This is a genomic window from Bradyrhizobium sp. HKCCYLR20261, assembly GCF_051168435.1.
GTDB lineage: Bacteria > Pseudomonadota > Alphaproteobacteria > Rhizobiales > Xanthobacteraceae > Bradyrhizobium.
In genome coordinates, this window is sequence record NZ_JBNPUZ010000004.1 from 493373 (window position 1) to 518585 (window position 25213).

The 25213-nt window shown below is 66.7% G+C and carries 21 protein-coding genes; 14 read left to right on the plus strand and 7 right to left on the minus strand.

Annotated features, from left to right (window positions below):
* Positions 1–246: 246 nt before the first annotated feature.
* The 4 genes from ACQR1L_RS12280 to ACQR1L_RS12295 all read left to right on the plus strand — a co-directional run bounded on the left by ACQR1L_RS12280 (position 247) and on the right by ACQR1L_RS12295 (position 3437).
* Positions 247–1095 carry an ABC transporter permease gene (locus ACQR1L_RS12280; RefSeq protein WP_434858208.1) on the plus strand — a complete coding sequence of 283 codons (849 nt, stop codon included), beginning with the start codon at positions 247–249 and terminating at the stop codon, positions 1093–1095.
* A complete protein-coding gene (locus ACQR1L_RS12285) occupies positions 1095–1880 on the plus strand; it encodes an ABC transporter ATP-binding protein (protein ID WP_434858209.1) in 786 nt (261 codons plus the stop codon). Before ACQR1L_RS12280 ends, ACQR1L_RS12285 begins: the two co-directional genes overlap by 1 nt.
* A 56-nt stretch (positions 1881–1936) precedes the next feature.
* Complete coding sequence (locus tag ACQR1L_RS12290; protein WP_434858210.1) at positions 1937–2452, plus strand: OsmC family protein; 516 nt, start codon at positions 1937–1939, stop codon at positions 2450–2452.
* A 187-nt stretch (positions 2453–2639) separates the two neighbouring features.
* Positions 2640–3437: a hypothetical protein gene (locus tag ACQR1L_RS12295; protein ID WP_434858211.1), complete on the plus strand. Its 798-nt coding sequence runs from the start codon at positions 2640–2642 to the stop codon at positions 3435–3437.
* Positions 3438–3440: 3 nt separating this feature from the next.
* Here the strand turns inward: ACQR1L_RS12295 and ACQR1L_RS12300 are convergent, their stop codons facing one another.
* Complete coding sequence (locus tag ACQR1L_RS12300; RefSeq protein ID WP_434858212.1) at positions 3441–4442, minus strand: hypothetical protein; 1002 nt, start codon at positions 4440–4442, stop codon at positions 3441–3443.
* Positions 4443–4818: 376 nt separating this feature from the next.
* Positions 4819–7563 (minus strand): DNA mismatch repair protein MutS, encoded by a 2745-nt coding sequence (gene mutS / locus ACQR1L_RS12305; protein ID WP_434858213.1) that lies wholly within the window; start codon positions 7561–7563, stop codon positions 4819–4821.
* A gap of 553 nt (positions 7564–8116) precedes the next feature.
* Between mutS and pcaF the strand changes: the two genes are divergently transcribed.
* The 6 genes from pcaF to ACQR1L_RS12335 all read left to right on the plus strand — a co-directional run bounded on the left by pcaF (position 8117) and on the right by ACQR1L_RS12335 (position 15670).
* Positions 8117–9325: a 3-oxoadipyl-CoA thiolase gene (pcaF, locus tag ACQR1L_RS12310; protein ID WP_434858214.1), complete on the plus strand. Its 1209-nt coding sequence runs from the start codon at positions 8117–8119 to the stop codon at positions 9323–9325.
* 225 nt (positions 9326–9550) lie between these two features.
* Positions 9551–10444: a dioxygenase gene (locus ACQR1L_RS12315; protein WP_434858215.1), complete on the plus strand. Its 894-nt coding sequence runs from the start codon at positions 9551–9553 to the stop codon at positions 10442–10444.
* 59 nt (positions 10445–10503) lie between these two features.
* On the plus strand, positions 10504–11568 hold the full coding sequence (locus tag ACQR1L_RS12320; protein WP_434858216.1) for a phosphotransferase: 1065 nt from the start codon (positions 10504–10506) through the stop codon (positions 11566–11568).
* A 526-nt stretch (positions 11569–12094) separates the two neighbouring features.
* On the plus strand, positions 12095–13264 hold the full coding sequence (locus tag ACQR1L_RS12325; RefSeq protein WP_434858217.1) for a PspA/IM30 family protein: 1170 nt from the start codon (positions 12095–12097) through the stop codon (positions 13262–13264).
* 22 nt (positions 13265–13286) lie between these two features.
* Positions 13287–13952: an OB-fold-containig protein gene (locus ACQR1L_RS12330; protein ID WP_434858218.1), complete on the plus strand. Its 666-nt coding sequence runs from the start codon at positions 13287–13289 to the stop codon at positions 13950–13952.
* A gap of 8 nt (positions 13953–13960) precedes the next feature.
* Positions 13961–15670, plus strand: coding sequence for a flotillin family protein (locus ACQR1L_RS12335; RefSeq protein WP_434858219.1), 1710 nt, complete (start codon positions 13961–13963; stop codon positions 15668–15670).
* 478 nt (positions 15671–16148) lie between these two features.
* Here ACQR1L_RS12335 and ACQR1L_RS12340 read toward each other — a convergent pair whose 3' ends face one another.
* Genes ACQR1L_RS12340 through ACQR1L_RS12350 form a run of 3 tightly spaced genes read right to left on the minus strand, consistent with a single transcriptional unit; the run spans position 16149 to position 19336 of the window.
* The gene (locus ACQR1L_RS12340) at positions 16149–17705 is read right to left on the minus strand and encodes a DHA2 family efflux MFS transporter permease subunit (RefSeq protein WP_434858220.1); all 1557 of its coding nucleotides are present in this window, start codon (positions 17703–17705) and stop codon (positions 16149–16151) included.
* Positions 17706–17709: 4 nt separating this feature from the next.
* On the minus strand, positions 17710–18864 hold the full coding sequence (locus tag ACQR1L_RS12345) for an HlyD family secretion protein (RefSeq protein WP_434858221.1): 1155 nt from the start codon (positions 18862–18864) through the stop codon (positions 17710–17712).
* Positions 18857–19336, minus strand: a complete 480-nt coding sequence (locus ACQR1L_RS12350) for a MarR family winged helix-turn-helix transcriptional regulator (RefSeq protein ID WP_434858222.1) — start codon at positions 19334–19336, stop codon at positions 18857–18859. The genes ACQR1L_RS12345 and ACQR1L_RS12350 overlap by 8 nt, the downstream gene beginning before the upstream one ends.
* Before the next feature lie 174 nt (positions 19337–19510).
* On the opposite strand from ACQR1L_RS12350, the gene ACQR1L_RS12355 reads away from it, so the two are divergent.
* The 4 genes from ACQR1L_RS12355 (at position 19511) to ACQR1L_RS12370 (ending at position 23569) form a co-directional block, all read left to right on the plus strand.
* On the plus strand, positions 19511–20002 hold the full coding sequence (locus tag ACQR1L_RS12355) for a Fur family transcriptional regulator (RefSeq protein ID WP_434858223.1): 492 nt from the start codon (positions 19511–19513) through the stop codon (positions 20000–20002).
* A 320-nt stretch (positions 20003–20322) separates the two neighbouring features.
* Positions 20323–21276: a DMT family transporter gene (locus ACQR1L_RS12360; RefSeq protein ID WP_434858224.1), complete on the plus strand. Its 954-nt coding sequence runs from the start codon at positions 20323–20325 to the stop codon at positions 21274–21276.
* A gap of 13 nt (positions 21277–21289) precedes the next feature.
* Complete coding sequence (gene ispG, locus ACQR1L_RS12365; protein ID WP_434858225.1) at positions 21290–22579, plus strand: flavodoxin-dependent (E)-4-hydroxy-3-methylbut-2-enyl-diphosphate synthase; 1290 nt, start codon at positions 21290–21292, stop codon at positions 22577–22579.
* A 477-nt stretch (positions 22580–23056) separates the two neighbouring features.
* Positions 23057–23569, plus strand: a complete 513-nt coding sequence (locus ACQR1L_RS12370; protein WP_434858226.1) for a GNAT family N-acetyltransferase — start codon at positions 23057–23059, stop codon at positions 23567–23569.
* A gap of 280 nt (positions 23570–23849) precedes the next feature.
* On the opposite strand, the gene ACQR1L_RS12375 is transcribed toward ACQR1L_RS12370, so the two are convergent.
* Together ACQR1L_RS12375 and ACQR1L_RS12380 are read right to left on the minus strand one after the other, a co-directional pair.
* Entirely contained in the window at positions 23850–24134 is a 285-nt protein-coding gene (locus tag ACQR1L_RS12375) for a type II toxin-antitoxin system RelE/ParE family toxin (protein WP_434858227.1), read from the minus strand.
* Positions 24131–24361 (minus strand): hypothetical protein, encoded by a 231-nt coding sequence (locus ACQR1L_RS12380; protein ID WP_434858228.1) that lies wholly within the window; start codon positions 24359–24361, stop codon positions 24131–24133. Before ACQR1L_RS12380 ends, ACQR1L_RS12375 begins: the two co-directional genes overlap by 4 nt.
* Positions 24362–25213 lie beyond the last annotated feature (852 nt).

The window sequence follows — 25213 nt, forward strand, 5'->3', positions numbered from 1 at the left end:
CAACGCGACAGCGTTGTCGGGCGCCGATCCGGGACCCATACTCCGTGAAAGCTGTTGTGGGGCACCGCTGGAGCGGCATCTCGCCTCGCCACACCCGCCGCGGAGTATGGGTCCCGGCTCGGAGGCCGGGACGACACCGAGATTGAGGCGCCGTTGTCGGCTCAACCCTGACAGGCGCGCGCTGATATCCGTCGGCATACGCCCGTCACCCCGCCTTGCATTCCCACGCGAGACGCTGTTCTCACTATGGCCATGACCGTCGAACTTCAGGCCCCCGCCGCGGCGGCCACACCGCAGACCACCAGCCAGCCCTGGGCCGCGCGTCTGGCGCGGCCGCTGCTCGGGCTGCTGCTGCCGCTGTCCCTCGCCCTCGCCTGGGAACTCGCTGTCCGGGCCGGCTGGTCGAACGGCCGCCTGGTGCCGCCGCCGTCAAAGGTCTTCTCCACCATCGCCGAGCTCGCCCGCTCCGGCGAGCTGGCCCGCCACATCACCATGACCTTGACCCGCGTCGGCATCGGCTTCGGCCTGGGCGTTGCCGCCGGCACGCTTCTGGGCGGCATCTGCGGCTATTGGAGCCTCGCTCGCCGGCTGGTCGATCCGACCATCCAGGCGCTGCGCGCGATTCCGTCGATCGCCTGGGTGCCGCTGTTCATCCTCTGGCTCGGGATCTTCGAGACCTCGAAGGTGGCGCTGATCGCGGTCGGCGTGTTCTTCCCGGTCTATCTCGGTCTGACCGGCGCGATCCTGTCCGTCGACCGCAAGATCGTCGAGGTCGGCCGCGTCTTCCGGCTCTCAGGACCGGCGATGATCCGCCGCATCCTGCTGCCTGCCGTGCTGCCGGCCTATGTCGTGGCGCTGCGCGTCGGCCTGGGCCTCGGGTGGATGTTCGTCGTCGCCGCCGAGTTCATGGGTGCCTCCGAAGGCCTCGGTTACCTGCTGATCGACGGCCAGCAGCTCGGCAAGCCGGCGCAGATCGTCGCCGCCATCGTCATCTTCGCGATCATCGGCAAGGCGACCGACTGGCTGCTCGAGATCGCCACCGCGCCGCTGCTGCGCTGGCAGGACAGTTTTGCGCGCCAGGGCGGAGCGGCCTGATGCTGCAGCTCGCCTCCGTCACCAAGGTCTATCCGAACGGCGTGCATGCGCTGGAACGGTTCTCGTCCGAGATCCAGCTCGGCGAGATCGTTGCCATCATCGGCGGCTCCGGCTGCGGCAAGTCGACGCTCCTGCGCGCCATCGCCGGGCTCGACCGCGCCAGCGCCGGCAGCGTGACGCTCGATGGCGAGGCGATCTCGGCCCCGCATGCCAAGGTCGGCATCATCTTCCAGGAGCCGCGGCTGCTGCCCTGGCTCACGGTGGCCGACAATATCGGCTTCGGCCTGTCCGAGCTGCCCGCGGCCGAGCGCCGCGAGCGCGTCGCCCGCGCGCTGGATCGTGTCGGCCTCGCTGAGAAGGCCAAGGTCTGGCCGCGCGAACTCTCCGGCGGCCAGGCGCAGCGCGTGGCGATCGCCCGCGCCCTGGTGGCGCAGCCGGAGGTGCTCTTGCTCGACGAGCCGTTCTCCGCGCTCGACGCCTTCACGCGGAAGGACCTGCAGGATCACCTGCTCGACCTCTGGGCCGACACGCGTCCGACCCTGATCCTCGTCACTCACGATGTCGAGGAGGCGGTGGTGCTCGCCGACCGCGTGCTGGTGATGCGGCCGCATCCCGGGCGGCTGTTCGAGGAGATCACCATCAATTTGTCGCGGCCGCGCGACCGCAACGCGCCTTTGTTCGAGCAGTTCAAGCGCCACGTGCTGACGGCGCTCGACAGGTCGCTCGATCGGACGGTGCCGGATACGCAGGGCAGGCGTGAGCCCGGCGGCGGGCTGTGGTGGTGACATCTGAGCGATCGCCCGGTACATCTCTCCTGAAATGACTCCGGGAGAGAACGACAATGGATGCTGCCGAGCTGCGCGCCATGCAGGCGCCGATCAAGGAGCGCTACAAGGCTGACCCCTCCGCCGCCGTGATCACCTTGAAGGCCAAGGGCGAGGTCGGCGGTGACGGCCTGACCTGCAAGCTGGAGACCGGCCGCGCGCTGGCGGTCGCCGGCCTGCATCCCGCCACCGGCGGCTCCGGCCTCGAGCTGTGCTCCGGCGACATGCTGCTGGAGGCGCTGGTCGCCTGCGCCGGCGTCACCCTGAAGTCGGTCGCGACCGCCGTCGAGGTCCCGCTGAAGAGCGGCCTCGTGCTGGCCGAAGGCGATCTCGATTTCCGCGGCACGCTCGGCGTCGACAAGGAGGCCCCGGTCGGCTTCCAGGAAATCCGCCTGCGCTTCGAGCTCGACACCGACGCCCCCCAGGACAAGCTCGATCTGCTGCTGAAGCTCACCGAGCGCTATTGCGTGGTCTATCAGACCATCAAGAATGGCCCGAAGGTGTCGGTGAGTCTGAAGCGGGTGGCGGCGTAGCCCTCAGCAACGGTGTCGTCCCCGCGAACGCGGGGACCCATAACCACCGTCGGTCATGGCTGGCCCCGCTGGTCACTCCGATCTTCTCCTTCCCGTAACCGCCTGTGGTTATGGGTCCCGGGTCAGCGCTCCCCGCGGCGATGCTCGCGCATCGCCGCGGTCCGCTTGCCCGGGACGACGGCTGAACATGTCCCTCGATCCGTCCTTCCTGCTCGTCCTCGGCCTGCGCATGGCGATCGCGGCGTCGTTCGTCGTATCTGCCTCGATGATCGCCGAGCGCACCGGTCCGGTGATCGGCGCGCTGGTCGCGACCTTGCCGATCTCGGCCGGCCCGACCTACGTCTTCCTGGCGCTCGACCACGACGCCGCCTTCATCGCGCAGGGCGCCCTGACCAGCCTGCCGATCAACGCCGCGACCATCTTCCTCAGCCTCGCCTACGCCGTGCTGGCGCAACGCCACAGCGTGGGAGTGGCGAGCGCGACCGCCGTCGCGGTGTGGCTCGGTCTCGCGTCCCTGATCAAGAGCGTGCAGTGGACGCTCCTGATGGGCATCGTCGCCAACATCGTCACCTTCGCGATCTGCCTGCCGCTGCTGCAGCGCTATCGCCACGCCAGGATGCCGCTGATCACGCGGCGCTGGTACGACGTGCCGTTGCGCGCCTCATTGGTCGCAACACTCGTCGCCACCGTCACCTCGGTCTCCGGCTGGGCCGGTCCCAGCGTCTCCGGGATCCTCGCGCTGTTTCCGATCGTCTTCACCTCGATGATGCTGATCCTCCAGCCGCGCATCGGCGGACCGGCAACGGCCGCGGTCATGGCCAACGGCGCCTGGGGCCTGATCGGCTTCTCGCTCGCGGTGATCGTGCTGCATCTCGGCAGCCTGCATCTCGGGGCAGTGGCGGGCCTCAGTGGAGCGCTGGCCACCTGCGTCGGCTGGAATCTCGGCCTGTGGTGGCTGGGACGAAGGAAGGCGGCGCGCGTCTGATCGTTACGATGGACGTGGATGTCGACGCAGGAAATCGGCGCGCGATCGCACCGATGGGTTCTTGTCCTGCTCGAAATGGGCGATCAGCCGATCTTCGTCAGGGACGGTCGTACGACTCGCGATCAGTGCATCGGCTGCGGCACGCCGCACGATCACCGATGCATCGCGTGCCGCCTGCCAGAACAGATCAGGCGGCAGTGCGATGTCCTGCAGGGGACGGTGATTGAATTTCGGAACGCGCTTCCTGATGCCGTAGACCTTGTCGATCCATTCCCACCCGTAGCCCGCAAACCAAGTGACGCTACCGGTCAGAAGGCAGCGATAGGCAATTGCTGTGACCTGCGGCTGGATCGCCGATGCGGCCAGCGCGGGCAGATACTGATCGATGGCAGGATAGCGCACCACGAGACGCAGATACCTGGCGAGCGAGCCGTTGGCTGTCCGTTGCAGAAAGCCGGCGATGATCGGCAGCACGTCCGGCCTGCCGAAAACGTCGTCGAGCAGGTCGGCTTCGCTGCTGCCCCAGCGTCCCCAGCTGTGTCGGCGGTCGAGGAGATACGGTGCACTGCTTGCTGCCACATCGGGGGCAATCTGCCGCTGGACGCGCTGCACATAGCGCGCGGCGGCGCGCCTGACCGGTTCGGCCCAATCGTTCAAACGCCATGCCACGGCGGCGAGAAAGAACGGGGAGGCTGGTGGTCGTTGCAACCAATCGAGGGCCGCCTCTCGAACATGGCCGCTTGGATGAAAGAGGAAGATCCACGCATAATCTGGAGCGCGCCGCATGAGGGCGAGATCGCGGACATAGATCGGCTCACCAGTAAATCGAGCGATCAGCCGATCCATGAGGAGTGGCTGCCAGCCGAGACGTACCGCGAGCGCGATCTCGCGCGCAGCCAGGACGACTGAGTGATGTGGCACAGCCGAGAGCTCCGCCAGGATCATAGGCAATTCGTCATCCCAGTTCTCGCGAGCGGATGCCAGCGCGGAGAGCTTGGCGGTCAAGGTGGGAGACAGCACTGTTCGAGAATGCGTTGCCATCTCGCCAGGATGGCAGTCTCGTCCCGGTTTTGAAAGCGGACATCGCTCTTGTCATTGCTGACGAGCATGCCGTTGGCCTGCTGCCATCCGCCCGACGAACCGCCGCAGCCTCAAGTCGTTCTCTCCACCGTCATTCCGAGCGAAGCAATCCAGAGTCCCACCCGAGCCCCGGGATTGCTTCGCTGCGCTCGCAATGACGGAGAGTTTGGGACGAGCTGCATCCCACCCTCCATTGTCATTCCGGGGCGCGCGAAGCGCGAGCCCGGAATCCATTGGGCCGCATGTTCCGACGAGGGATGGATTCCGGGTGCGCGCTACGCGCGCCCCGGAATGACACCGGTTATTTGTTCGGCAGCTTCGCCCTCAGTCGATACAGCGCATCCAGCGCCTCGCGCGGGGTCATCTCGTCGGGATGCAGGTCCTTCACCGCGGCGATCAGCTCTTCCGTTTCCTTCGACATCGCGGGCTCCACCGCCGCGCGCGAGGGCACCGCGAACAGCGGGAGATCATCGACCAGCGCCCGGGCGTTCTGGCCGCGGTCGGCGGCCTCCAGTTTCGCCAGCACCGACTTCGCGCGGCTGATCACCGCCGGCGGCAGGCCCGCGAGCTTCGCCACCTGGATGCCGTAGGAGCGGTCGGCGGAGCCCGGCAGCACCTCGTGCAGGAACACGACGTCGCCCTGCCATTCCTTGACGCGCACCGTGGCGTTGAACAGCCGCGGCAGCTTGGCCGCGAGTGCGGTGAGTTCGTGATAGTGCGTCGCGAACAGCGTACGGCAGCGGTTGCTCTCGTGCAGATGTTCGATGGCGGCCCAGGCGATCGAGAGGCCGTCGAACGTCGCGGTGCCGCGTCCGATCTCGTCGAGGATCACCAGCGCACGCTCGCCGGCCTGGTTGAGGATCGCCGCGGTCTCGACCATCTCGACCATGAAGGTCGAGCGCCCGCGCGCGAGATCGTCGGCGGCGCCAACGCGCGAGAACAGCCGGTCGACGATGCCGATGCGGGCGCGGCTCGCCGGTACGAAAGAGCCGATCTGCGCCAGCAGGGCAATCAGCGCGTTCTGGCGCAGGAAGGTCGATTTGCCCGCCATGTTCGGACCCGTCAGCAGCCAGAGCTGTCCGCTCTTGTGCCCCGGCGTCGGCGACAAATCGCAGGAGTTCGCGATGAACGGCTGACCCTCGCGCTTCAGCGATTGCTCGACCACCGGATGGCGGCCGCCCTCGATGGCGAAGCCGAGCGAGCCGTCGACCTCGGGTCGGACGTAGTTGTCGTCGACCGCGAGCTTGGCGAGCGCGGTCGCGACATCGAGCATCGCAAAGCCGTGCGCGGCGGCGCGCAGATCGTCGCCGATCGCGAGCGCCTGCGCGCAGAGCCGGTCGAAGATCTCGAGCTCGAGATTGAGCGCGCGCTCGCCGGCATTCGCAATCTTCGCCTCGATCTCGCCGAGCTCGGAGGTGGTGAAGCGCACCTGACCGGCCAGCGTCTGGCGATGGATGAAGGTCGCGTTCAACGGCTGCGACATCAGCTTGTCGCCGTGCTGCGCGGTGACCTCGACGAAATAGCCGAGCACGTTGTTGTGCCGGATCTTGAGCGCCTTGACGCCGGTCTGGTCGGCGTAGCGCGCCTGCATCGAGGCGACGACGAGGCGCGAGGCATCGCGCAGATTGCGCGTCTCGTCGAGCGTCGCATCATAGCCTGATCGAACGAAGCCGCCGTCGCGCTTGATCAGCGGCAGCTGCTCGTCGAGCGCGCGGGCGAACTCCTCGGCCAGTGGGCGTGCCGGTCGCGCCAGCGCGGCCATCACCGCGGCGATCTCCTGCGGCGGCTGGTCGAGCACGGAGAGCCGCGCCAGCGCCTGGTCGGCGGCGAGGATGCCGTCGCGCAGGCTTGCCAGATCGCGCGGCCCGCCGCGGCCGACCGACAGCCGCGCCATCGCGCGCGTCATGTCGGGCGCGCCGCGCAGGATGGAGCGGATGTCTTCGCGCGCGGCGCTGTCGGCGACGAACACGTTCACGGCGTCGAGCCGGCGGCCGATCTGCGCCGGCTCCGTCAAGGGTGCAGCGAGGCGCTGCGCCAGCAGACGCGAGCCGGCCGAGGTCACCGTGCAGTCGATGGCGTCAAGCAGCGAGCCGCGGCGCTCGCCGGCGAGCGTGCGCGTCAGTTCGAGATTGGCGCGCGTCGCCGGATCGATCGCCATGGTGCTGCCGGTCGCCTCGCGCGCGGGCGGCGCCAGCGGCGGGCGCTGGCCGACCTGCGTGCGCTCGACATAGGTGACGCAGGCGGCGGCCGCGGTCGCTTCCAGGCGCGACAGCACGGCGAGGCCGTCCATGGTGGCGACGGCGAAATAATCGCACAGCCGCCGCTCGGCGGTGGCGCCGTCGAACACGTCCCGCGTCAGCGGCGTCACCGCGGCGAGCTCGCGCAACACCGGCTCGAATGCCTCGTCCGAGTACAGCGCGTCGGAGACGATGACTTCGTTCGGATTGATGCGCGCCAAGGTCGCCGTCAGCTCGGCGAAGGCGCATTCGGTGACGATGAAGTCCGAGGTCGAGATGTCGATCCAGGCGAGCCCGAGCCGGTCGCCGCCGGACGACCCGCGGCTGCGCGCGATCGACAGCAGATAGTTGTTGGCGCGCGCGTCGAGCAGATTGTCTTCGGTGAGCGTGCCCGGCGTCACCACGCGCACGACGCCGCGCTTGACCACGCTCTTGTTGCCGCGCGCCCGCGCCGCCGCCGGGTCCTCCATCTGCTCGCAGACGGCGACGCGGATGCCCTGTGCGATCAGCCGGTGCAGATAATCTTCCGAGCGCTCGACCGGCACGCCGCACATCGGGATGTCCGCGCCCTGATGCTTGCCGCGCTTGGTCAGCACGATCCCGAGCGCTTTTGATGCGACCTCGGCGTCCTCGAAGAACAGCTCGTAGAAATCGCCCATGCGGTAGAACAGCATCAGCCCGGGATGCGCGGCCTTGATGTCGAGATACTGCTCCATCATCGGCGTGAGCTTGGCCGGCGCCTCGGCGGGCGTGGCCGAGGACACCGACTCTTGCGGAACCGGGGCGGAGATGGGCTGCTGTATCGTCATGGCGCGGAAACTAGCCAATTTGCCGGGACGGTCCTACCGCTTTGCAGGCGATGTCCCGGTTTTCCACGATGGCAATTTTGGCCCTGGCCGGTGCCGGAGAGGACCACCGGCGTCATTCCGGGGCGTGCGCAGCACGAACCCGGAATCCATCGTGCGGCGGGTCGTGCAGCCCGATGGATTCCGGGCTCGCCGCGCTGCGCGCGCCGCCCCGGAATGACGGCGAGGGTGGAGCGGCGGTGTGCGCCAAACGTGGCTTCGGGCAGTGGCAGCGATTGCACCTCCCCCGCTTGCGGGGGAGGTCGCTTCGCATCGAAGATGCGAAGCGGGTGGGGGCCTCCCTCCACACGATGCACCCCTCGATCACCACCCGAGCCGCGCCCCCACCCCAGCCCTCCCCCGCAAGCGGGAGAGGGGGCGCACCGATCGCGGCGCGATGGTCTCGCCTCCTCAATTTCCACGCATGCCACCCCGCGTTCCCGTCATTTGACCTGCCCCCATCGCACTCCTAAAACCGCCGTCAATTCTGACCAGAAACACCCCCCGGGAGAGAGCGATGCGAGACGTGTTCATTTGTGATGCGGTGCGGACCCCGATCGGGCGCTTCGGCGGCGCGCTGGCGAAGGTGCGGACCGACGATCTCGCGGCGACGCCGCTGAAGGCGCTGAAGGCCAAGCATCCGAATCTCGATTGGGCCGCGGTCGACGAGGTGTTCTTCGGCTGCGCCAACCAGGCCGGCGAGGACAATCGCAACGTCGCGCGCATGGCACTGCTGCTCGCAGGGCTCCCCGACTCCATTCCCGGCCAGACGCTCAACCGCCTCTGCGCCTCCGGCCTCGACGCGGTCGGCGCCGCGGGCCGCGCGATCCGCTCGGGCGAGGTCGATCTCGCGATCGCGGGCGGCGTCGAATCGATGACGCGTGCGCCGTTCGTGCAGGGCAAGGCCACCGAGGCGTTCTCGCGCTCGGCTGAGATCTTCGACACCACGATCGGCTGGCGCTTCATCAATCCGCTGATGAAGCAGCAGTACGGGGTGGATTCGATGCCGGAGACCGGCGAGAACGTCGCCGAGGAATTCCAGGTGTCGCGCGCCGATCAGGACGCGTTCGCCATCCGCTCCCAGCAGCGCGCCGGCCAGGCGATCGCCTCGGGCTATTTCGCCGCGGAGATCACGCCGGTGTCGGTGCCCGGCGGCAAGGCTGGCCCCATCATCGTCGACAAGGACGAGCATCCGCGCCCCGAGACCACGCTCGAAGGCCTCGCCAAGCTGAAGCCGATCGTGCGCAATCCGGGCACCGTCACTGCCGGCAATGCATCGGGCGTCAATGACGGTGCCGCCGCGATGATCCTGGCCTCGGAAGCCGCCGTGAAGAAGCACGGCCTGACGCCACGCGCGCGCGTGCTCGGGCTGGCATCGGCCGGCGTCCCGCCGCGCATCATGGGCATCGGGCCGGTGCCGGCGGTGCGCAAGCTGCTGGAGCGGCTCGGCCTGAAGATCACCGACTTCGATCTGATCGAGCTGAACGAGGCATTCGCGTCACAGGGCATCGCCTGTCTGCGCCAGCTCGGCGTCGCCGAGGACGCCGACTTCGTCAATCCGCACGGCGGCGCCATCGCGCTCGGTCATCCGCTCGGCATGAGCGGCGCGCGCATCGCGATGACCGCCGTGCACGGCCTCGAAGTCCGTGGCGGGAAGCGCGCGCTGGCCACGATGTGCGTCGGCGTCGGCCAGGGCGTCGCGCTGGCGGTCGAGACGATCAACTGACACTCTCAACCCTCATCCTGAGGAGCCCGCCTCTCGGCGGGCGTCTCGAAGGATGAGGCCCGTGCAGGGGCCTCATGGTTCGAGACGGCGCTTCGCGCCTCCTCACCATGAGGGGAAGCAGCGGGTGCAGCCCGCAGGGCTGAACCGGAATCTGGAGATGAGTCTTGCAATCGAGATTCCAGGTTCGACGCGGGCGCGTCGCCCCGGAATGACGGAGACCTGACCATGACCATCTCCCGCGAACAGGACGTTACCCCCGCTGTGCTGGCGGTAATGGAGCAGACCTCCAATCCGCGGCTGCGCGAGATCATGGTGTCGCTGGTCAAGCATCTGCACGGCTTTGTCCGCGACATCAGGCTCACCGAGGCCGAATTCCGCGAGGCCGCCGCTGTGATCGCCGAGCTCGGCCAGCGCACCAATGACACGCACAACGAAGTCGTGCTGATGGCCGGCTCGCTCGGCGTCTCGCCGCTGGTCTGCCTGCTCAACAATGGCGATGGCGGCAACACCGAGACCGCGCAGTCGCTGCTCGGCCCGTTCTGGCGGCTGAACTCCCCGCGCACCGAGAACGGCGGCTCGATCCTGCGCTCGCCGACGCCCGGGCCGGCGCTGTTCGTGCGGGGCCGCGTGGTCGATCCCAACGGTGCGCCGGTCGCCGGCGCCGAGGTCGACGTCTGGCACGCTTCGCCGGTGGGTTTCTACGAGAACCAGGATCCCGAGCAGGCCGACATGAACCTCCGCGGCAAGCTCTTAACCGATCAAGACGGCCGCTTCTGGTTTCGCTCCGTCATGATGGTCGGCTATCCCATTCCGACGGACGGCGTCGTCGGCCGCCTGTTGAAGGCGCAGGGCCGCCATCCCTATCGCCCGGCGCATCTGCATGCGCTGATCGTCAAGCCAGGCTTCAAGGTGCTGATCTCGCAGGTCTACGACCCCAACGACCCGCACATCGACAGCGACGTGCAGTTCGGCGTCACCAAGGCGCTGCTCGGCAATTTCATCCGCCACGACGAACCGCATCCGACCGAGCCCGAGGTCACCGCGCCCTGGTACTCGCTCGATCACGTCTACCGCATGGAGATCGGCGACACCGTGCTGCCGCGGGCGCCGATCAAATAGCACTGTCTTGATTTTCCGTTAGAGTCGGAGGTGCTGTAACCGTCGAAGGACGGCTCCTGATGACGTCGCCGGCCTTGCCATCTGTCCTGTCCCCCGCGTGCCTGACCGAGGCGTTACGTGCATCCGGCGCGCTCGATGTGGGCGCCGTGCGCGAGGTCGCCGTACTGAGCGCGCGTGACATCATCGTCTCGCGGATTATCCGGCTTGGCGTCAGCTATGACGGTCCGGCTCCCGATGCCCCGCGCACGCTGATCCTCAAGATCGCGCAGGAGAATTTTGCCAAGACCCTGTGGCGGGCCGGTCGCCAGGAGGTTGCGTTCTACACCAACGTGGCGCCGCATCTGCCGCACCAGCTGGTGCCTCGCTGTTTCGGTGCGCATTGGGATGGCGACGGCCAGGACTGGCATCTGCTGCTGGAGGATCTGACCGACAGCCATGAGGTCGCGACGGAATGGCCGCTGCCGCCGACATCGGCGCAGGCTGCTGACATCGTCGAGGCGCTGGCGCGCCTGCACGCGGCGTGGTGGGACCATCCCGATCTCGGCCGAACGATCGGCGAATTCATCGCGCCCGCTTCCATGGCCGAGGTCATGGCGCAACTCGCCGGCCATCTCGAACGTTTCACCGCGCTGCTCGGTGATCGCCTGAGCGCCGACCGACGCGATATCTACCGGCGCTTCATCGCGTCCACGCCAAGACTGCTGGCGCGCTATCATTCGCACCGTCACCTCACGATCGCGCATGGCGACGCGCATAGCTGGAATTTCCTGCTCGCCAAGCCAGGCGTGGCGGACCGCGCGCGCGTGTTCGACTTCGACCAGTGGCGGATCAATGTCGGCGCCAACGATCTCGCCTATCTGATGGGCTTGCAGTGGTATCCCGAGCGCCGCCGGCAGGTGGAGCGTGATCTACTCGAATGCTATCACGAAACCCTGCTCGGCCATGGCGTGACCGGCTACAGCCGCGCCGCGCTCGACGACGATTATCGCTACGGCGTGCTGTGGCAGATCACCAAGCCGGTGTGGCAGTGGACCGCGAACATTCCGCCGATCATCTGGTGGAATAATCTGGAGCGGATCTTCCTTGCCGTCGACGATCTCGGCTGCCGCGATCTGTTGGATTGATCTGGTTGCCGGCTGCACCGTTGTGCAGGGCCGCTGATAGCTAATCGCGCCTGCAGCGTCGGGTTTGCCACGCGATGCTACAAATTCGATGTCGTCCCGGACAAGCCGTGACGCGCGTCAGCGCGTCGCGGCGCCGATCCGGGACCCATAATCCCGGGCAGTGTTCGAGGCACGATCGCCACTCCGAGCCGTCGCGACACGACGGCCTGTGGCTATGGATCCCGGCTCTGCGCCCTGCCGTCGCTGCGCGACGACAGGGCTTGGCCGGGACGATCCCGGACGTGGAGACGCAGCTTCGTGACAATCGAAGCGAACGGAGCGGCCATCAGATTGCTTTCGAGCATTTTGCCGCTCATCACGCCGCGCCCCTCTTAACGATCACCAGAGATTGTTTGGTCGCCCCTCAAACCAGCCCGGGAGGTCAGAGCGACATACCAACATGGGCATGGCGTTCGGTGTGGTCACGGAAAGGTGCGGCGTCCTCGGAGCCACGGACGGCTTGCCAAAGCACAATAACAGTGCTTTGATGTTCTCCATGGCCGGAAGCCGGTACGATCAGGCTGTTCGCTACCGTCTCGCGCTCACGCCCGAGGCCCGCGACGCCGTCGAGGCGACGTTCGCCGATTATGCCCGGATGATGGACATGCTCGACGATATCGCGAGCGCGAAGGGCATCGGCGCCAATCTCGTCGCGTTGCATGGCCATGCCTATGACCCCATCCGCAAGGCCACCCGACTGCCGTCGCGGCTCGTCACGCTCGGCCTACGCGACCGCGCGGCGTATCGGGCGGCATCGAACCCGCGGCTGCCGCTCGACGACCGATTGGTGAATGTCAGGGATGCCGGCACGCTGTCGCTCGGCACCGCGCTCGGCCGTGTCACGATTCCGTTCGAGGTGACCGGCTATGCCGCGGGCTGGCCGCACGCGACGCCGGCGCAGCTCGTTCGTACCGATAACGGTGACTTCGAGGTTCATTTCGGTGTCACCGCAGCGTCACGCCAACACGTCAGCCCACGAAAGGACCACGTCATGCTCGCCGAACACGCGCCGGCTCCCGACACGCTCCTGTCACGCGCCGGGCGCCTCATCGCCGGGATCGCCTATGGCGCGATCGAGAAGGCCGAGGACAACAACAGGGTCGCGCTGGTCAAGCAGGCGATTCGCGAGATCGAGCAGGCCGAGCGCGAGTCTCGCGAGAGCCTCGCCTCCGCGCGCGCCGAGGAGTACCGGCTCAATGCGCGCCGCGCAGAGATCGAGCGCGAGACCGTCGCTCTGGCTGAACAGATCCGCGTCGCCATCGGCGAGAACCGCGACGATCTCGCCCGCGCCGGCATTGCCCGCCAGATGGACCTCGAAGCGCAGTTCGAGGTGCTGTCGAAGGCGATCGACGAGAATGCCGAGCGCGTCGACGCGGTGCTGACGAGCCTGCGCGCAATCCTCTCCAGCCTGCAGGATGCGCAGGCGCGCCTCGCCGAGCTCGAGCGCAGCGAGGCGATGGCTCAGCAGCCGAAGTCCGCCGCGCGCAAGACCGAGGATGCCGGCCTTGCCAAGGCCACGCGCGCGTCACGCGCGATCGCTCGCGCCACCGGCGTGCCGGAGGGCATTCCGCCGTCGCCCGATATCGACGAATTGTCGAAGCTGAAGCGCGACAGGGACATTGCCGAGCGGCTGGCGCGTCTGAAGTCGCAGAACTGAGCGGGCAGGGGCGCACCGTCCCATGACCATGTTAGACCATTTCATGCAGCCCGAGGTGCGGCCGTTTGCGGTCGCGGCCGTGATGATCGTGCTGGTCGGCGGCGTCGAGATCGGCTCGATGCTGCTCGGCCTGTCGATCAGCGAGCTGCTCGGCCAGACCGTCGATCTCGGGCATGACGGCAACGGCACCGGGATCAGTCACGTGCTGTCCTGGATCAATGTCGGCGGCGTGCCGCTGATGATCTGCATCCTGCTCGGCCTCGGCATCTTCTCGATCACGGGCTTCCTCATCCAGGATGTCGCCCGGCTGCTCGCATTGCCGTTGCCAGCTTCGGCCGCAGGCGTGCTCGCCGCTGCTGCCACCGTGCCGATGCTGCGCAGCTCGACGCGTTATGCCTCCAGGCTGATCCCGCAGGATGAGAGCTACGCGGTCGGCCTGTCCGATCTCGTCGGCCGCACCGGCGAGGTCGCGGTCGGCCCGCTCGACGGCGGGCTGCCCGGGCGCGTCCGCGTCAAGGACGTCCACGGCAATTGGCACGCGGTGACGGCCTCCGCCGCGCCGGGCTCGCAGCCGCTGCCGGTGGGCGCATCGGTTCTTCTCGTCGACCGCAAGGACGGCCGCTTCATCGCGATCGCCGCAGCCGACGAACTCGTCCCGTCACAACCGGACTCAGCGTCCAGAAAGTGATCTCTGCCATGTTCGATCTCATTGTTCCCGCGTCGATCGGCGTCGCGCTGCTCGTCGTCCTCGGCACGGTGTTCGCCGTGCTCTATCACCGCTCCACCCGCGACGAGGCGTTCGTGCGCACCGGCCTCGGCGGCAAGAAAGTCGTGCTCGACGGCGGCGCCGTCGTGCTGCCGATCTTCCACTCGATCGCGCGCGTGAATCTGAAGACCCTGCGGCTGCGCGTGGAGCGCTCCAAGAAGGATTCGCTGATCACCAAGGACCGTATGCGCGTCGACATCGACGCCGAGTTCTATGTCCGGGTGAAGCCCGATGTGGATTCGATCGCGCTTGCCGCGCAGACGCTCGGCGCGGTCACCAACAATGCCGAATTGCTGCGCGACCAGGTCGAGGCGAAGTTCGTCGACGGCCTGCGCTCGGTCGCGGCGACGATGGAGCTGTTGGACCTGCAGGAAAAGCGCTCGGATTTCGTCAAGCACGTCCAGGCTGCGGTCGAGGCCGACGTGCAGTCCAACGGCCTCGAGCTGGAATCGGTGTCGCTGACCAAGCTCGACCAGACCGACATATCGTTCTTCAACGCCGAGAACTTCTTCGACGCCGAGGGCCTGACGCGGCTCAAGACCGTCACCGAGACGCGGCGCCGCGACCGCAACGCGATCGTGCGCGACAACGAGGTGGCGATCGCCCAGAAGGACCTCGAGGCGCGCCAGCTCACGCTGACGATCGAGCGGACCAAGAAGGAGGCCGAGCTCAGCCAGGAGCGCGACATCGCCAACAAGACCGCGAGCACCCGCGCCGAGGTGGCGAGCGCGACGCAGACGGCGTGGCAGACCGAGGAGAACGCCCGCATCGAGGCGCAGCAGAAGATCGCCCAGCGCGAAGCCGAAGCGTTGAAGGTGCGCGAGACCGCGACCATCGAATCCAACCTCGCGATCAACCGGCGCAAGACCGACGCCGACCGCGAGATCCAGATCGCCACCCAGGACAACGACATCCAGATCGCGACCAAGAGCAAGGAGACGTCTGAAGCCCGCGCCGTCGCCAAGGCGGCCGAGGCGCTGGCGGTGTCGGCCGAGGAAAAGGTGACGACGGCGCGCGCGATCGAGATCGCCGACCGCGAACGCCAGACCGCGGTCATGGCCGCGCGGAAGGAGGCCGAGCAGCGCTCGACCGGCATCACGGTCGCGGCCGAGGCCGAGAAGCGCGCAGCGGTCGATCGCGGCGAGGCGGCCAAGACGCTCGCCGAAGCGGAAGCCGAGGCCAACAAGATCAAGGCCGCCGGCGTGCGCGAGATCGGCGAAGCCGAAGCCGCCGTGATCCTGTTGAAGAACGAGGCGCAGAACAAGCTCGGCAGCAACGTGATCGATTTCGAGCTCGCCAAGCAGCGCATCGCGACGATGCCGGCCGCGCTGGGCGAGATGGTCAAGCCGATCGCCAATCTGAAGGACGTCCGCATCCTGCACACCGGCGGCGCCTTCGGCGGCAATGGCAATGGTGCCGGCGGCGGCAATGTCGGCTTCGGCGAAGGCCTCGCCGGCGAGCTGCTCCGCGTGCATGCGCTGAAGCCGCTGATCGACGAGATCCTGGTGCAGTCCGGCTTCAAGCCGGGCGATGATCCGGTGCAGGCGCTGGCGGGCATCGTGATGCCGAAGGCGGAGGCGAAGACCGCGAATGGCGCCGGCACGATCGAGCCGCTGCCGGTGTCCGCGCCAGCACCGTAAGGAGAGAGCGCGAAGGCCGCATCAAACTCCGCTGTCGTCCCGGACAAGCCCGTCAACGCGACAGCGTTGGCGGGCGCAGATCCGGGACCCATACCGCGTGATCTCACTTGAGGCAGGCTCGATGTTGACGCGGTCGCGCGACAAGAACCGTACGTGATTGTAAGAACCGGTGTGCGCAGGAAAGTCAGACCGGCGAGAACAGATCCACCGCATCTGCGGGAAAAATTCCCCCGGGGGCTGGGGGCGGCGCTGGAGGAGCCACCGCCCCCGCCCGGCACGTCACGAGTGGGGCGCTCATGAGGTGCAGTCCCTGCGCGCAACTCATACGCAGGGCCGAGTGGGGTATCGATAAGATAGCGAGAAACGCGCCGGATTGAAGTTACAAATCCATCACGTCGCGGTCACCTTTTTGCTACTCCCGCCACACTGCGTCCGAATAGCGCACGCTTTTTCCGTGCCGGGAACATCGGTTGGTTAACTACTCCATCACGGCATGATCGGCCGGCGCTGACTGCGCGCGTAATGCTGTGCGGGTCGAGCCGATCATCACCGCGAGCGGGATCGACACCAGGATGAACGTCATCACCAGCTGGTAGTCGTGCGAGAACGCCAGGATCTGCGCCTGCACCATCACCATCGCGTCGGCCATTGCACGACCGGCATCGGTGGAGAGGTTCAACAGACCGGCCACGTTCGGCATCTGCAGAGCGTGATTGAACGGGTTGATGTGCTCGACCAGGATCGCGTGGTTCCGCCGCGTACCCTCGGTGAGCTGCGCAATCGCAATGGAGATGCCGATCGAGCTTGCGACATTGCGCACCAGCGTCAGCATCGAGGTTCCATCGGTGCGCAACTCGCCCGGCAGGGTGAGGAACGCGACAGTCGACAGCGGCACGAAGACGAGGCCGAAGCCGAAGCCCTGCATGATGCTGATGGTGATGATCTCGGGCACGCCGGTCTGGTCGGTCCATGCCGTCATCTGGAACAATGACAGCGCCGTCAGCGACAGCCCGACGATGATCAAGGTGCGCGCCTCGATGTAGCGCAGCAGACGCCCGACCAGCATCATCGCGGCGAACGTGCCGCAGCCGCGGGTCGCGAGCAGCACGCCCGCGGTGATGATCGGATAGCCGATAACGTTCTGTAAGTATGGCGAAGACAGCGCCATGGTCGAGAACAGCACCAGGCCCATCACCGTCATGAACACGCAGCCGCCGACGAAATTACGGTCCTTGAACAGCGCGAACTGGATGAACGGCCGCTTGGTCGTCAGCGAATGCGCCAGGAAGTAGTAGAAGCCGACGGCGGCGACGATGAACTCGATGATGATCTCGTTGCTCTCGAGCCAGCCCTGGTCTTCGCCGCGATCGAGCGCGATCTGCAGCGAGCCGATGCCGATGGCGAGCGCCATGAAGCCGAACCAGTCGAAGGTCAGCTCGGCATTCGGCTTGGTCTCCTCCATGAACGCCATCAGCCCGAGCACGGTGACCGCGCCGAACGGCAGGTTGACGAAGAACACCCAGTGCCAGGAATAGGTCTCGGTCAGCCACGCCCCGAGCGAAGGTCCCATGATCGGGCCGAGCATCACGCCCATGCCCCAGATCGCCATCGCCTTGGCGCGCTCGTGCAGCGCGTAGGAGTCGAGCATCACGGCTTGCGACAGCGGCACCAGCGAGGCGCCGAACACGCCTTGCAGGAGGCGGAACAGCACCATCTGTGTGATGTCCTGCGCCAGCCCGCACATGACAGAGGCGATGGTGAAGCCGGCCGAGCAGATGATGAAGGTGCGCTTGCGGCCGAAACGGTTGGCGATCCACCCCACCGGCGCGGTCATGATCGCCGCGGCCACGATGTAGGACGTCAGCACCCAGTTGATCTGGTCGGTCGAGGCCGACAGCGTGCCCTGCATGTAGGGCAGGGCGACGTTGGCGATGGTGGTGTCGAGCGCCTGCATGATCGTCGCCGTCATGGCGCAGATCGTCACCATGTTCCGGCGGAAGCCGGGAACCGCCGATGAGGTTGCAGGCGCATTCATCGCGCTATTCCTTCTCGGCGGCGTGCGCCGATCCGAACAGCCCGGCCAGCGTGCGCTCGTGGCCGGTGTCCACCGACACGTTGACGCTCATGCCCGCCTTCAGCTTGGCGACGAACTTGTCGTTCTTGTCGAAATAGATCCGGATCGGCACGCGCTGGACCACCTTGACGAAGTTGCCGGTCGCGTTCTGCGGCGGCAGGATCGCGAACTGCGCGCCGGTGCCCGGCGACAGCGAGCCGACCGTGCCCTTGAAGCGGTGGTTCGGGAACGCGTCGACGTCGAGCTCGACCGGCTGGCCGACCGCGACATAGGTGAAGTCGCTCTCCTTCGGGTTGGCGTCGACCCAGGGATTGCTGATGTCGATCACCGAGAACACCGGCGTGCCGGCGGCGACGAAGCGGCCGAGCTGGATTTGGTCGACCTGCGTCGCGATTCCCGGCATCGGCGCACGCAAGATCGTGTGGTCGAGATCACGCTGCGCGTCCTCTAGCTTGGCCTTGGCCTGGATGTAGGGCGGGAATTCCTCCAGCCGCAGCTCGGGATTGCCAAGCAGCTGGGTCTTCGCGTTGGAGAGCTGCTGCTTGATGAACTGCGCCTGCGCGCCGGCCGTCACCAGCGCGTTGGCGGCATTGTCGAGATCGAGCTGCGAGCCGAAATTGTTCTTGGCCAGCGTCTGCTTGCGCTCGACGTCCTTCTGCTTGAGGTCGATGCCCTGATTGGCGAGATCCAGCATCTGGCCGTAGATCTTGATGTTGGCGGTGAGGTTGTCATAGGCCGTGCGCGCCTGCGCCAGCGCCGCCTTGGCCTGGTCGACCGCGAGGCGATAGGGCACCGCGTCGATCTCGAACAGCTCGTCGCCCTTCTGCACCTGCTGGCCCTCCTTGACGAGGACCTTGATGATCTTGCCGGAGATGTCGGGCGTGATGAGCACCTTCTGCGCGCCGACATAGGCGTCGTCGGTGGTCACGTAGCGGCCGCCATTGAGATACAGCACGAAGCCGCCGATCGCGGCCACGAGCGGCAGCACCACCAGCAGCAAGGTGCGGCGGTAGCGGCGCAGGACTCCGGGACGCGCCGGCTTCGCGGCGGCGACCGCCGGCGGCGCCGCGTCCGGGCTGGCCTTCTGTTCGGGGGCGAGTTTCAGGGCTGGCTCAGCCATAGCGCTGCTCCTTTCGCTGCTCGTCACACAGGGACTGCAGGGCGTTTCTCACATTTTCTTTGATGGCTTCGAGATGGGTCATCAGCCGCTCGGCATCGCTTGCGCTGATGCCCTGAAGGGCGGTGTCGGTCAGCTCGGCCTTGAGCACGCCGAGCTTGGCGAGCAGCGGGCGTGCCGCCTTCTTCAGATACAGCCGGTTGACGCGCCGGTCGGTGTCGTCGCCGCGGCGTTCGATCAGGCCGGCGTCCGCCAGCTTGTCGATCAGCCGCGTCAAGGTGATCGGCTGCATCTCCAGCTGCTCGGCGAGCTCGGACTGTTTCATGCCCTCGTTGCGCTCGACCTTGGCCAGCACGGCCCATTGCGCCCTGGTCATGCCGAAGCGCGCGGCCTCCTTGTCGGCATAGGCGCGCACCAGGCGCTGCAGCTCGCCGAGGGTAAACAGAAAGTTCGCGTCCGCAGAGGTGCGGCTCATGAGTGTCTCGATTCGGGATCGGAGGGAACTAAGCTTTGGCTGTAATGAGCCTCGGATATGATAAGCAAGCTTATGAATATTTCATTCTGTTTCGCAGCGGCCCCGTCCCGCGATTGACGCATGGCTCGGCCGCAGCCTTTGGCGGGATCGGTCCGAGATGCTAGATTGTCGGCGATGACCCTCGCCAAACCCATTTTCCCGGCACCGGACCATGATCATGGCCGCTGCGCGGCCGACGCCCTGGACCATGCCGAGCGCGTGTGCGCGCAGCGCGGCCAGAAGTTCACGCCGCAGCGCCGCCAGGTGCTGGAATCGCTGCTGTCGAGCCATCGGCCGCTCGGCGCCTATGAGATCATCGAGGAACTCGCCAAGTCCGGGACGCGGCCGGCCCCGATCACGGTGTATCGCGCGCTCGAGTTCCTGATGGCCAACGGCCTGGTGCACCGCATCGAAAGCCGCAACGCCTTTCTCGCCTGCGCGCATGATCACGAGCAGACCGCGCTGGTGGCGTTCCTGATCTGCGAAAGCTGCGGCGCGGTCGGCGAGGTTCCCGCGGCGCCGATCGCCGAAAGCCTCAAGAGCGCCGCCGCGGCGTCCGGCTTCCTGCCGAAGATGTCGGTCGTCGAGATCACCGGCCTCTGCGCGCACTGCCAGAAGGCGGCGTGAGATCTGTTACTGCGCCGCAAGGTGTACACACCCAACTAATCATCGTATTCGAGCTCTTCGCCCGGGCGACGGTGCGCCCCCTCTCCCCGTCCTTCACGGGGAGAGGGTTGGGGTGAGGGGCGGCCACACCCACCGACCGTGCTGAGAGTCCCCCTCACCCGGATGGCATCTGACGATGCCATCCGACCTCTCCCCGCAAGCGGGGCGAGGTAGGGCACCGCCGCTGCTGCAATGAGGTCGCCTGAACTCCAGCAGGCAAAACTGTGTGGTGTACAGCCTCGCGGTCAAAAACAAGAACTCGCCAGGGAGCCCCAATCCTCGTGTCCGCCACGTCCCCTTCGTCCGCCGCCACCCGGCCGCTCGGCCCGGGCGCCATCGCCATCACGCTCGTGCTCTGCCTGTCCTGGGCGTTCAACCAGATCGCGATCAAGCTTTCGCTGCCCGAAGTGCCGCCGATGCTGCAGGCGACGTTCCGCTCGGCCGGCGCGCTGCCGGTGCTGCTGGTCTTCGCGCAGCTGCGCGGCGTGAAGATGTTCGAGCGCGACGGCACGCTTGGGCTCGGCCTGATCGCCGGCGCGCTGTTCGGCTTCGAGTTCGTGCTGATCTACCAGGGCCTGCTGCTGACCTCGGCATCGCGCGCGGTCGTGTTCCTCTACACCGCGCCGTTCTTCGTCGCGCTCGGCTCGTTCCGCTTCCTCGGCGAGCGGCTCGGCCCGGCGCAATGGGGCGGGCTGGCGATGAGCTTCGCCGGCGTGGCGCTGGCGATCGGCATCCCCCAGGCCAATGTCGACAGCAAGGTTCTGCTCGGCGACCTGCTGGTGGTCGGCGGCGGGCTGCTCTGGGGCGTCACCACGGTCTTCATCAAGGGAACCCGGCTCCGTTTCATAGCGCCGGAGCGGGCTTTGGGGTACCAGGTGGCGGTCTCCGTCCCGATCATGGCCGCGGCCGCGCTGGTCGCCGGCGAGCGGCTGACCCATGTTCCCAGTCCGTTCGTCCTCGGCCTGCTCGCCTATCAGGCGATCTGGGTGGTCGGGACCACCTTCACGATCTGGTTCGCGCTGATCAAGGCCTATTCGGCCAGCAAATTATCGGCATTTACCTTCATCACCCCTTTATTCGGGGTCGTGGCGAGCTATTTCATCCTGCATGACGCCCTGACGCTGGCTTTTGGCCTGGCTGCCGTGCTTGTGATCATTGGGCTTTTTCTCGTAAACCGCCCGAACCGCGCGGTCGCCGCCGCGACTGATCCATTGCTGACCGTCACCAAAACCTGATATCCGAGCGCCCATGAACAAGCCCGAGACAGTGCCCCAGAACGACATCGCCGGACCCGCTCCCCGGCATCAGACCACCAAAGTCATGGTCGGCAACGTCGCCGTGGGCGGCGGGGCGCCGATCGTGGTCCAGTCCATGACCAACACCGACACCGCCGATGTCGACAGCACGGTGGCCCAGGTCGCAGCGCTGGCGCGCGCCGGGTCGGAGATGGTCCGCATCACGGTGGATCGCGACGAGGCCGCCGCGGCCGTCCCGCACATCCGCGAGCAGCTCGACAAGCGCGGCATCACCACGCCGCTGATCGGCGACTTCCATTACATCGGCCACAAGCTGCTGACCGAGTACCCCGCCTGCGCCGAGGCGCTGGCGAAGTACCGCATCAATCCCGGCAATGTCGGCTTCAAGGACAAGCGCGACACCCAGTTCTCGACCATCATCGAGCTCGCCAACAAATACGGCAAGCCGGTGCGCATCGGCGCCAATTGGGGCTCGCTCGACCAGGAGCTGCTGTCGAAGCTGATGGACGAGAACGCTGAGTCCGCGAACCCGCGCGATGCCCGCGCGGTCATGCGCGAGGCCATGGTGCAGTCGGCGCTGCACTCGGCCGAACGCGCGCAAGAGCTCGGCATGCCCAAGGACCGCATCATCCTGTCGGCCAAGGTCTCGGCCGTGCAGGACCTGATCGCGGTGTATCAGGATCTCGCCGCACGCTCCGACTACGCCATCCATCTCGGCCTCACCGAGGCCGGCATGGGCTCGAAGGGCATCGTCGCCTCCTCGGCCGCGCTCGGCATTCTCCTGCAGCAGGGCATCGGCGACACGATCCGCATCTCGCTGACCCCCGAGCCCGGCGGCGACCGCACCCTCGAGGTGCAGGTCGCGCAGGAGCTGCTGCAGACCATGGGCTTCCGCACCTTCGTGCCGCTGGTTGCGGCCTGCCCGGGCTGCGGCCGCACCACCTCGACCACGTTCCAGGAGCTGGCGCGCTCGATCCAGGATTTCATCCGCGACGAGATGCCGACCTGGAAGACCAAGTATCCGGGCGTCGAGGCGCTGAACGTCGCCGTCATGGGCTGCATCGTCAACGGCCCCGGCGAGTCCAAGCACGCCAATATCGGCATCTCGCTTCCCGGCACCGGCGAAGCCCCAGCCGCGCCGGTGTTCGTCGACGGCAAGAAGTTCCGCACCCTGCGCGGCCCGACGATCGCCGCCGACTTCAAGGCTCTGGTCATCGACTACATCGACCAGCGCTACGGCAGCGGTGCCAAGGCGCCGGAGAGCGTGACGGCGGCGGAGTAGGGCAGGGGCTTACATCCGAGGGCGCCTGCGCGCCCTCGCGGAAGCCGCTTAGTTCGCGGCCCTCCTTCGTATGCCACATGTGAGTTGAATCCCACCTGCCACCGCATCGACGGTGCGCTCCCTCTCCCCGTCCTTCACGGGGAGAGGGTTGGGGTGAGGGGCCGCCACACCCACCGACCGTGCTGAGAGTCCCCCTCACCCGGATTGCATCTGACGATGCAATCCGACCTCTCCCCGCAAGCGGGGCGAGGTCTTCAAGCCGCTACGCCGGTTGTCTGACGCGCGGCAGTCTGTGAGCGAAGCAATCCCTCTGCCTGCAACCCGCGGCTGCTTGCTCCCTGCTCGTCATTCTGAAACCTTCCGCCACGCGCGCGAATGCGTTCCCGACCCGCCGCTGCCGTGGCCCGCATGATCACCCGCTGCCCCACTGCCGCCCGCATGATCAGCACCTTGAGGCCTGCTGAAGAGGATGCCGCAATGAACCTCGATGTCCGGGAAATGGAGCTCGCCGAGACCGCGCTGGTCATCGACTATTTCTATTCATCCAGCATCGAGCAGCTCGACCTGATGGGCATCGACCCCACCCGCTTGCCGACCAAGCCGGTGTGGGCCGGCCTGTTCAAGACGCTCTACGAGCTGCCCCTCACCGAACGTGCCGCGCTTCTGGTGATCTGGCGCCTCGACGGCCGCCCGATCGGCTTCTCCAGCTGCGACCGCATCGTGTTCGGCAACCGCGCCCACATGCACCTGCATGTCACCGATCCGGAGCTGCGCGGCCGCGGTTTGGGCACCGAATGTGTCCGCCGCAGCATCGATCTGTATTTCGAGCGCCTGCAGCTCAAGCAGCTGTTCTGCGAGCCGCACGCCTACAACACCGCGCCCAACCGCGCGCTGCAGAAGGCCGGCTTCCGCTATCTGAAGACCTACAAGACGGTGCCCGGTCCGATGAACTATCACCAGGCGGTGACGCGCTGGATGATCGAGCGGTGAAGCTGCGCCGGCCTGCTATCGCGCTTCATTGCGGTCAGCGCATCATCTCGCCAGAGACGGTCTAACTCTTTCCACGTCGTCATTCCGGGGCATTCGCGCGCAAAATGGCGCAGCCATTTTGAGTCCGCGCGAATGAGCCCGGAATCCATAACCACAGGCAGACATGGGTCGAAGACGATCGCCACATCGATCCCGTCCCTCATCGGCAGTCGTGGCTATGGATTCCGGGCTCGCGCTTCGCGCGCCCCGGAATGACGCGCGGAGGGAGTGCCCAATACCGTCACTGAGTGTCGTCTTGGGCGGCATGTCGGACGTGCAAGATCACAACCTCGTCCGATGCCATATCAACCGCGTCAAAGATCCGGAACGGATAACGCACCACGGACAGGACTCGAACCTCAGGATCGTCGGTGACATGGCCCGCAAGGGGGAAATCCGTGAGCATGGACGTCAGCCGTTCGATCCGCGCAACGACTGAAGAAGCCGCGGCCGCGTTGCGTTCATGAATGTAGGCGAAGATATCCTCGATCTCGGTCAGAGATGACTGAGACCAACGAACTTTCATGCGCGATAGCGGTTGAACACGGCTGCGACCGCGGCGTCGTCGGCGAGCTTCCGCTCCCGCATCTCCCGCAATCCGCGCTGGACGGCCTTGCGCTCTTCGTCGCTGAGGCGATACGGCCCGATGTGCCGCGCCTCGATCTCTTCCAAGGATCGCACGAACTCGGCCTGAGCCTGCTCCGGCCAAGTCGCAACACGCTCCAGCAGCACTTCGAGAGCTTCTCGGGTCATAGGCGGATAATAGCAGATGACGGAGGATCGCGCATCCGTTAGCAGCAGGGCTGAGCGCGCAACCGAGCAGGAGCGGCAGGTTTGCAAGGTCTTGCCGCACCAACGGTGTCGTCCCGGCCTTGAGCCGGGACCCATAACCACCGTCGTTAGTTATCAGGCAGGCTGGAGCGGCTTTCTTTGTCATCACACCCGCCTGTGGATATGGGTCCCGGCTCGAGGCCGGGACGACCGCGGGGGATGTGGCCGTCGCCGGCAACCTCAGGATCTTGCCCGTCGCGTTACCATGTCGCAGCCATCGGGCCTTGTGTCGTCAGGCAAATCAGATCGATCCTTCCGCCTATCCCGCCTCACTGAAGAGGGGCGATTCGCGGTCGTCACGAACGTGGAGGTGGGATGCGGTGGACGCGACGTGGCGCAGTGGGCCGATGGGCTCGCGGACGAACGTCATGGCGCGGACGGTCAAGTCGCATGGTCCTGACATCCCGACGCTGATGCCAAGCTGGCCGATGATCGCCAGTGACGGGGGCAAGAAAGCCCGGTCCCCGGGGAGAGTGCGAAGCAGCCGTTAAAACCATCGCGCAGGGAGGGCCGGGTCTTGTCCGGCTGAACCTGTGGTACCTGCCGCCTGCATTTTTTTCCGCAGGCGGGCCACGGGCCTCAGTCGGGGCCCGGCCTTCCCTGCGCCCTCTGATCGAAGAGGGCGAGAGAGGATCAATGCTCGGACGCGAAACGCGGGCGCGAGGGTGATGAACTGTATCTACCAACTCAGTCGACGTAAGTGTACCCCGCTCCATCCACGTCATTGCGAGCGCAGCGAAGCAATCCAGAGTCCCGCCCACCATCCTGGATTGC